Here is a 7810-nt window from a genome sequence, read left to right as displayed (position 1 = left end):
CCAGCTCCGGGCTTTGCTGCGCAAAGCCCGGAAACTGGGGTATCAACTTGTCGCTGCCTGAGTGCCTTAAAAATCAGTGGGTTGCATTTTGTTTGATGAGAGCGGGCTTGCCCCGCGAACACCGGCGCAGCCGGTGCCATACACCGCGTCGCCTGCTTCGCGGGACAAGCCCGGTCCTACAGAAATATCAGTTGAATCAGATAGTTAAGATTTTTTCCATAGGAGGGGGCAGCCAACCCTCTAGAAACTCAGCGTGTAGCCCACGATCACCCGGTTCTCATCCGCCCCATCGGCAAAATTCGAGCGCATGCTTGCGTTGCGCCAGCGCAGCGACACATTCCTGAACACCCCCGACTGCACCACATAACCCAGATCAGTGGTGCGCTCCCATTCCTCGCCCACCCCGCCACGCGCCGCCAGGGCCCGGCCCTTGACCGTGGCCACATGCTGCGGGTCGACCTGGTCGCCCTTCACGTAGCGCACATTGAAGGTCAGCCCAGCAAGCCCCAGCGCCGCGAAGTTGTAGTCGTAACGCAGCATCCACGCCCGTTCGTTCTGCAAGGCGAAGGTGCTGACCTGCTGCTCGCTGAACAGGTAGGTATCGGTGCCGCCCACATACGCATAGGCCGTGTCGCCACTGACCTTCTGATAGCCGCCACTAACGGTATGGCCGCCCAGGCTGTAGCCGAAGTTTGTGCTCAAAGTCCGGTTGTCCACCTGCCCCAACAATGCCTTGCCCTGTACACGGGCGTTGAACCAACGCCACTCGGTGAACGCCTCGCCTGGCCCCAGGGCCAGGCGGTACTTGAAGCCGGCAAAGTCACGCCGGAACAGGTCCTGCAGCACGCTGGCATGCAGGCTCACGGTCAGGTTGTTCAGGGGCTGATAATCGGCGCCCGCATAGTACAACCGGTCGGTTGTCATGCTGGCCGCATAGGCGCCCTGCTGCGCCATCGCCGTCAACGCCTCGAAATCCGTGGAATCGCGCAGCGTGGTTGCGTCCACCCGCAACCAGGTGAAGGTCAGGCCGGCGAGCTCCCGGCTCTGCAGTTGCGCGCCCCTGAACCACTGGGGAAACAGCCGGCTGTAGTTGGAAGCCAGCAACGGCAACTGCGGGCTCAGGCCACCGACCTGCAACTCGGACTGCGACCCTTTGGCCTTGAACGTGGCCACTGCCTTGGCGTAGTCATCGGCGGCCCGCTTGTCGCTGCCCCGGGGCAACAACCCGGTGCCGCTGCGCTCGGGCGACGAATCGAGCTTGAAACCCAGCATGCCCACGGCATCCAGGCCGAAACCCACTGGCCCTTCGCTAAAGCCCGATTGCCATTTCAGCATGAACCCTTGGGCCCACTCGCCCCGTCGGCTCTGGCTGGCCGTGTCGCCGTGAAAATCGCGATCGAAGTAGAAATTGCGCAGCTCCAGGCTGCCTTTGCCGTCGTCGAGCACCACGGCCCGGGCCGCCGGGCAGGCGCAGCAAAACGCCGCGAGCATCAGCGATGCCCGCCGGGATGGGTATGCGTTCATGGGGTAGGCCTTGTTATTGTTGTTGTCGCACGCCAGCCGTGTTCAGGCTTTCGGGTTGCGCACGTAGCGCACCACCACCAGGCAGGCAATCAGGATCAGCGGGGCAATCGACAACATGCCCATATAGCTGCTGCCGGTGAGGTCGTTGATCTTGCCCACCATCACCGGCGCGACGATGCCGCTAAGCTGCCCTACCGAGTTGATCGCTGCCGTGCCCGTGGCAATCGCCAGGCCTGAGAAGGTCGATTGCGGTATGGTCCAGAAGATCGGGATGGCAATGAACGTGCCTGCCGTGGCCAGCACCAGCGCAGCCATCATCGCCCACGACGAATCGGCATACAGGCAGGCCAGCAGGTAGCCCAGCGCCGCCGCCAGCAGGCAGTACACCAGGTAACGCTTGCGCTCGCCGGTGCGGTCGGAGCGCTGGGTCAGCAGCACCATGCCAACGCAGGCCACGGCATAAGGCAGCGCCGACAGCACGCCCACCCAGAGCATGTCCTGCACCCCCGACGACTTGATCAGGTGCGGCATCCAGAAGTTCAGGCCATAGGACGCGGTTTTCACCACGTAGTAGATGAACGCCATGATCGCCACCTCGCGGGTCAACAGTACCCGCCAGATCGACCCCAGCACCGACTTGTGCACGCGCGTGTCCTGGGCCAGGTTCTCCAGCAGCAGGTCTTTTTCCTGGCGGCTCAGCCATTTTGCCGCCTCGATATCGCGGTCAAGCTTGCACAACACCAGCACGCCCAGCACCACACAGGGCAAGCCCGACATCAGAAACAGCCAGTGCCAGCCGGCCAGGCCCAGCATGCCGTCCATGCTGCCCAGCAGGAAGCCGGCCGCCGGCCCGCCCACTGCCCCGGCCAGGGGCACGGCGAGGAACCACAGGCCATTCATCTTCGCCAGGTGTTTGCGCGGAAACCAGCAGGCCAGGTAGAACAGGATGGCCGGGCCAAAGCCGGCTTCCATCACGCCAATCAGAAAACGCAGGAAATACAAGGTGTACTGGGTATAGGCAAACACCAGGCAGGCCGTGGCGATGCCCCAGGACACCATGATCCGGCAGATCCACGCCGGCGCCCCGTAGCGTTTCAGGCCCAGGCTGCTGGGCACCTCGAACAATACGTAGCCGATGAAGAACATGCTCGCGGCCAGGCCATAAGCCGCATCGCTCAGGCCAAGTTCCGCCTGCATCTGGGTCTTGGCAAAGCTGATGTTGATACGGTCGAAGTAGGAGAACAGAAAGCAGATGATGGCCAGCGGCATGATGCGCCAGGCCACCCGGCGGTACAGCAGCAGTTCGTCGATGTGATGGTCGGCGCGCTCGCGCGCCAGTTCACCAGTCATGGCAACCATGATGAATCTCCATTGTTGTAATTATTGGAGAATGGCGACGCCCGGGTGAGCGCCGCTTGGCAAAGCGCAGTCAGCCGATGCGCACCAGCTTTTCCCTGAAGGCCTGGCCCTTGCGCACATACTCGGCGGCATTGGCGTGCATGCCGGCGATCGCTTCCGGGCTCAGCTCGCGCACGGCCTTGGCCGGTGCACCGAGAATCAGCGAGTTGTCGGGAAACACCTTGCCTTCCGTGACGACGGCGCCAGCCCCGACCAGGCAGTTGCGGCCGATCACCGCGCCATTGAGCACCACCGCCTGGATGCCGACCAGGGCGCCATCGCCAATGCGGCAGCCATGCAGCATGGCCTGGTGGCCGATGGTCACATTGCACCCCACGTCCACGGCGAAGCCTGGGTCGGCATGCAACACCGCGCCTTCCTGCACGTTGCTGTGCTGGCCGATGCGAATCGGTTCGTTGTCACCGCGCAGCACCGCCTGCGGCCAGATGCTCACCCCTTGCGCCAGGGTCACGGCGCCGATCACCGTGGCGTCTTCGGCGACGAAGGTTTCCGGGTGAAGGTCGGGGGTCAGCGTGTCATATCGGTAAAGGGCCATTCAGCGCACTCCCTGGGCTTGGTCATCGGTTCTCAGCACCCCAGCGGCGCACAACTGGGCAATGTGTTCGTCGCTGTAGCCCAGGCCCCGCATCACCTGGCGCGTATGCTCGCCAATCCGCGGGATCGGCCGGCGCGGTTGCAGGCGCTGGCCATCCAGCGACAACGGCAGCAGCGGCATCGGGGTGTGGCTGCCGTCCTCCAGGGCCAGCGCGGCCAGGCCGCCGCTCTGGCGCAGGTGCGGGTCGTCGAACAGCTCCTCCGGGCGGCGGATGGGCGCGAACGGAATGTCGTTGGCTTCCAGCTCCACCGCCAGGCGCTGGGCATCCAGCGTTGCGAACACCTCGGCCAGGTGGGCCAACAGCCGCGGGCGTTGCAATACCCGGTCATTGTTGCTGGCCAGCGTCGGGTCATCGAGCAAGGCGGCCTGCCCCAGCACCTGGCACAAGGCATGCCACTGCCCTTCACCGGTGGCGGCGACGAACATCTGCTCACCGCCGGCGAAGCTGAACACGTCGTAGATCGCCCAGGCGCTGATGCGGTTGGGCATGGGCGCCGCCGCCTCGCCGGTTACCACATACTGCTGCATGTGCTGGGCGGCCAGCAGCACGCAATTTTCGTACAGTGCACTCTGCACTTCCCGGCCGCTACCGCTTTCATGGCGCTCGTTGAGCGCAGCGAGCACGCCGATGGCGCCGAACATGCCGCCCATGATGTCGTTCACCGAACTGCCAGCGCGCAAGGGCCGCCCGACCGGCCCGGTCATGTAGGCCAGGCCGGCCATCATCTGCACCACCTCGTCCAAGGCCAGGCGGTTGTCGTAGGGGCCGTTGAGAAAGCCCTTGTGCGAGGCGTACACCAACCGTGGGTTGCGCTGGCGCAGGCTGGTGTAGTCGAAGCCCAGGGTGTGCATGCGCCCGGGCTTGAAGTTCTCGATGAACACGTCGGCGGTGTCCACCAGTTCAAGCACTGCCTCGCGCCCCTGGGGGGTCTCGACGTCCACGGCGATGCATTGCTTGTTGCGGTTGAAGGTGCGGAAGAACCCTGCGCCGGCGCCCAGCAGGCGGCGGGTGCCGTCGCCGCGGGTGGGTTCGATCTTGATTACCTCGGCGCCCAGGTCGCCGAGGATCATGCCGCAGGTAGGGCCCATTACCATATGGGACATTTCGACGACACGGATGCCGTCCAGGGGAAGTCTGGCCATCAGGCGATTCCTCGGTAGTTCAGTGGCAACCCGGCGCGGGCAATCGCCCCGTACAGCGCTTCATCGGGCAAGGCGTCACGCAGCACCTGGCGCGAATCGATCAGCGCCTGCAGGTCGATGCCGGTGTCGTGGCCCATGGCCTGGAGCATGAACACCAGGTCCTCGGTCACCGTATTGCCCGAGGCCCCCGGGGCGAACGGGCAGCCGCCCAGGCCTGCCAGCGAGGCGTCCAGTTCGACGATGCCCTGCTGCACCGCAACCAGGCTGTTGGCCAGGGCCAGGCCGCGAGTGTCATGGAAATGCGCGGCGCGCAGGCGCTCGCCGGCAATGCCGCGCACCGCCTGGATCACCTGCGCGACCTGGCCGGGGTTGGCGTAGCCTGTGGTATCACCGAGGGAAACCAGGTCACAGCCGGCCTCGATCACCTGGCGGGTCAACGCGCACAGGTCGGCCAACGGCACATCGCCCTGGCGCGTGCACCCGAAGGCCACCGACATACCGGCGATCATCTGCACGCCATGGCGCCCCGTGTCGCTGCGCAGCTGGCACATGCGCCCCAGCTCCTCGACCATCTGCTGCGGGGTGCGGCGCACATTGGCCAGGCTGTGGGCGGTGCTCACCGACACTGGTGCGACAATGCGCTGGGCGCCCGCGTCCAAGGCATCCTGGGCGCCGCGCAGGTTGGGCGCCAGCACGGTGACGACCAGGTCCGGGTAGCTCAGGGCGTGGGCCACCACCTGCCGGGCGTCGGCCATCTGCGGCAGCAGGCGCGCCGGCACGAACGAGGCCACCTCCATATGCCTTACGCCGGCGGCATAGGCGCTGTCGATCCAGCGCTGCTTGGCGGCAGTCGGCATTACCGTGCTCAGGCTTTGCAGGCCGTCACGCAGGCCCACTTCATTGATGGTTATTGTTGTCATCACGGTCTCTCTGGCTAATGCGTGGGGCCAGACTAAGAGCAGGATGACGGGCAGAAAAGACGTGTTTTACGGGCTGATCCATCGCCAACCACGATGGATCAGCTGCGCGGTTGCCAGGCCGGTGCGCGCAGCAGCAGATGGTCGAGCAGGCGGCGTGCCGACAAGCTCAGGGCATTGCGGTCGCGCATGCAGATGACGAACTCGCCCAGCGCCCAGTCATCCACCAGCGGGATCACCCGCAAGCCAAACAGCTGGGCGTAGCGCGCCACCGCCTCTTGCGGGAACACCGCCAGGCCCAGGCCGAACTGCACCAGCCGGTAGGCGGCATCGAACGACGATACATAGGAACGAAACCGTAACGCCTTGCCCGCCGCCTCGGCGCTCTCGCGCATGAAGCTGTTCAAGGTGGCGAACGCCGACAGCCCCAGGTGCTCGTAGTCCAGGGTGTCCTCGAAGGCAATGCTGTCGCGCCCGGCCAGCGGGTGCTCGGCGCCCACCACCACGGCCAGGTGGTCCTGCCGGTACGGCAGGAACTCCAGGTCGCCAATGGCCATGGAGCGCCGGCAGATGCCGAGGTCGGCACTGCCCTCTGCCACCCCGCGTACCACGTCAGGGCTGAACCGCTCCTCAATATCGGCCTGGATCAGCGGGTTTTCCAGCATGAAGGCCGACAGCTCCTCGGGCAGGAACTCCATGATCGACGACACGTTGGCCAGCACCTGCACATGCCCGCGCGCGCCCTCGGCGTACTCGCTCAATTCGCTGTCCAGACGCTCCATGGCGCGGGTCAGGCCGCGCGCGTGGCGCAGCAGTGCCAGCCCGGCCGGGGTGGGCGCGACCCCGCGCTTGCTGCGCTTGAGCAGGGCCGTGCCAAAACGCGCCTCGATGTCCGAAATACGCTTGCTGACCGCCGACGGCGCCATGAACGCACGCTCGCTGGCGCGGGCGATGGTGCCTTCCTCGCAAACCACGACGAACAGGTGCAACGACAGGTGATCGAGGTGCTGCATGGCGGGCCCCACGGCAGGAAATGCAGCTATGCTAACACCAGTCGTCGGCTTGCCCAGTGCCGCAGCAAGCCGTGGCAACCATTCATCCGACACCCCCTTGCCAGCATCCGGCGGCTCATCTAAACCTTAATTTCTCGGCCAATGATGGCTATGTGACTTGCCCTCGGTACCCCCGAAACGCATCTGTCATGAAGGGAGAAGGACCTTGAACCGCTTCAAAATCGCCATCCACGTCGCCGTTATCCGCGCATCGCTCGATGGCCTTCGCCATAACCCCTTCCCTTTCCCGCACCTCATCCATTGATCGAGGGACGTCACTATGCTCGTTTGCGACCCACAAGACGTCATCGCCAGGCTTACCGATGCCTACGCCGACATCGTCGCGCTCGACAACTTCGCGCTCAGTTGCCAGGGCATCAAAGTTGGGCGCCTGGCAGAAGAGCCCGCCTGGTTTACCCAGGTGGCCATCGAGTTCCGGCGCCTGGACGCCGCAGCCGATGTCTGGCAACTGGACCGGCCACTGGTTTGGCTGCCGGTGCTCCAGGCGTTTCGCGAGTACGCCACCACCTTCACGGCCAGTGCCTGGCTGGTCGCCCCCGAGGTGGCCAATGACGGGCGCCTGTGGGCCGACCTGCTCAAGCAGCGCCTGCTGCCCAAAATTGCCAGAAGCCTTGCCGCAACCCGGGCCGCCGACAAGGAGCTCAAGGGCATGATCCGTGCGTTCGGCAGCCCCCAGCCGCAGATGCGCACGGCCATCGCCGCCGGCCTGCAGGCCCTGGCCAGCGAACCCCAACAAACACTCAAGCCCAGCACGCGCCAGGCCCACCTGACCCGCGCTGTGGCCGCCATGGGCGGTATCCAGGCCCATTACCTGACACTGCGCGACGCCTTGCCGCGGCTGGTGGAAGTGTGGGAGGCCCAGCAGGCCAGCCTCGATCAGGCGCTGGCGGCGCTGACGGCAGGCGCCCAGCCCAGCGATTGCCCGGGCCTTACCAGCCTGCCCGGTGCGCTGGCGGCCTGGCAGGTCATCGATGCCTTCGTGGCCCACCTGGCGCAGCACGATGCCAGCAACGCCAGCGCACCGCTCATCGACCTGAGCAGCGGCGACCTGAGCCCGATCTGCCCCTCGCTGACGCGCATGTAAGCTGGCGTTGCGGTCGCCGCAATCGCCAGCAGCCCGTATGATGGCCGTCTACGCC

At 65.4% G+C, this 7810-nt stretch carries 7 protein-coding genes; 1 reads left to right on the top strand and 6 read right to left on the bottom strand.

Annotation, left to right across the window (positions count from 1 at the left end; all coding sequences use genetic code 11):
- Positions 1 to 240: 240 nt before the first annotated feature.
- From F3J45_RS28620 to F3J45_RS28595, 6 genes are all read right to left on the bottom strand, one after another.
- Positions 241 to 1524 carry an OprD family porin gene (locus tag F3J45_RS28620; protein WP_167070715.1) on the bottom strand — a complete coding sequence of 428 codons (1284 nt, stop codon included), beginning with the start codon at positions 1522 to 1524 and terminating at the stop codon, positions 241 to 243.
- 42 nt (positions 1525 to 1566) lie between these two features.
- Positions 1567 to 2883: an MFS transporter gene (locus F3J45_RS28615; protein ID WP_167070714.1), complete on the bottom strand. Its 1317-nt coding sequence runs from the start codon at positions 2881 to 2883 to the stop codon at positions 1567 to 1569.
- 70 nt (positions 2884 to 2953) lie between these two features.
- Positions 2954 to 3478 (bottom strand): gamma carbonic anhydrase family protein, encoded by a 525-nt coding sequence (locus F3J45_RS28610; protein WP_167070713.1) that lies wholly within the window; start codon positions 3476 to 3478, stop codon positions 2954 to 2956.
- Positions 3479 to 4681 (bottom strand): CaiB/BaiF CoA-transferase family protein, encoded by a 1203-nt coding sequence (locus F3J45_RS28605; RefSeq protein ID WP_167070712.1) that lies wholly within the window; start codon positions 4679 to 4681, stop codon positions 3479 to 3481.
- Positions 4681 to 5601 carry a hydroxymethylglutaryl-CoA lyase gene (locus F3J45_RS28600; RefSeq protein WP_167070711.1) on the bottom strand — a complete coding sequence of 307 codons (921 nt, stop codon included), beginning with the start codon at positions 5599 to 5601 and terminating at the stop codon, positions 4681 to 4683. The genes F3J45_RS28605 and F3J45_RS28600 overlap by 1 nt, the downstream gene beginning before the upstream one ends.
- Positions 5602 to 5699: 98 nt before the next feature.
- Positions 5700 to 6611, bottom strand: a complete 912-nt coding sequence (locus F3J45_RS28595) for a LysR family transcriptional regulator (protein ID WP_167070710.1) — start codon at positions 6609 to 6611, stop codon at positions 5700 to 5702.
- A 319-nt stretch (positions 6612 to 6930) separates the two neighbouring features.
- Here F3J45_RS28595 and F3J45_RS28590 point away from each other — a divergent pair, with 319 nt between their 5' ends.
- On the top strand, positions 6931 to 7755 hold the full coding sequence (locus tag F3J45_RS28590) for a hypothetical protein (protein WP_167070709.1): 825 nt from the start codon (positions 6931 to 6933) through the stop codon (positions 7753 to 7755).
- Positions 7756 to 7810 lie beyond the last annotated feature (55 nt).

Source organism: Pantoea sp. Ap-967 (genome assembly GCF_011752565.1).
Lineage (GTDB): Bacteria > Pseudomonadota > Gammaproteobacteria > Pseudomonadales > Pseudomonadaceae > Aquipseudomonas.
This window is presented reverse-complemented; position numbering and strand designations above follow the sequence as displayed.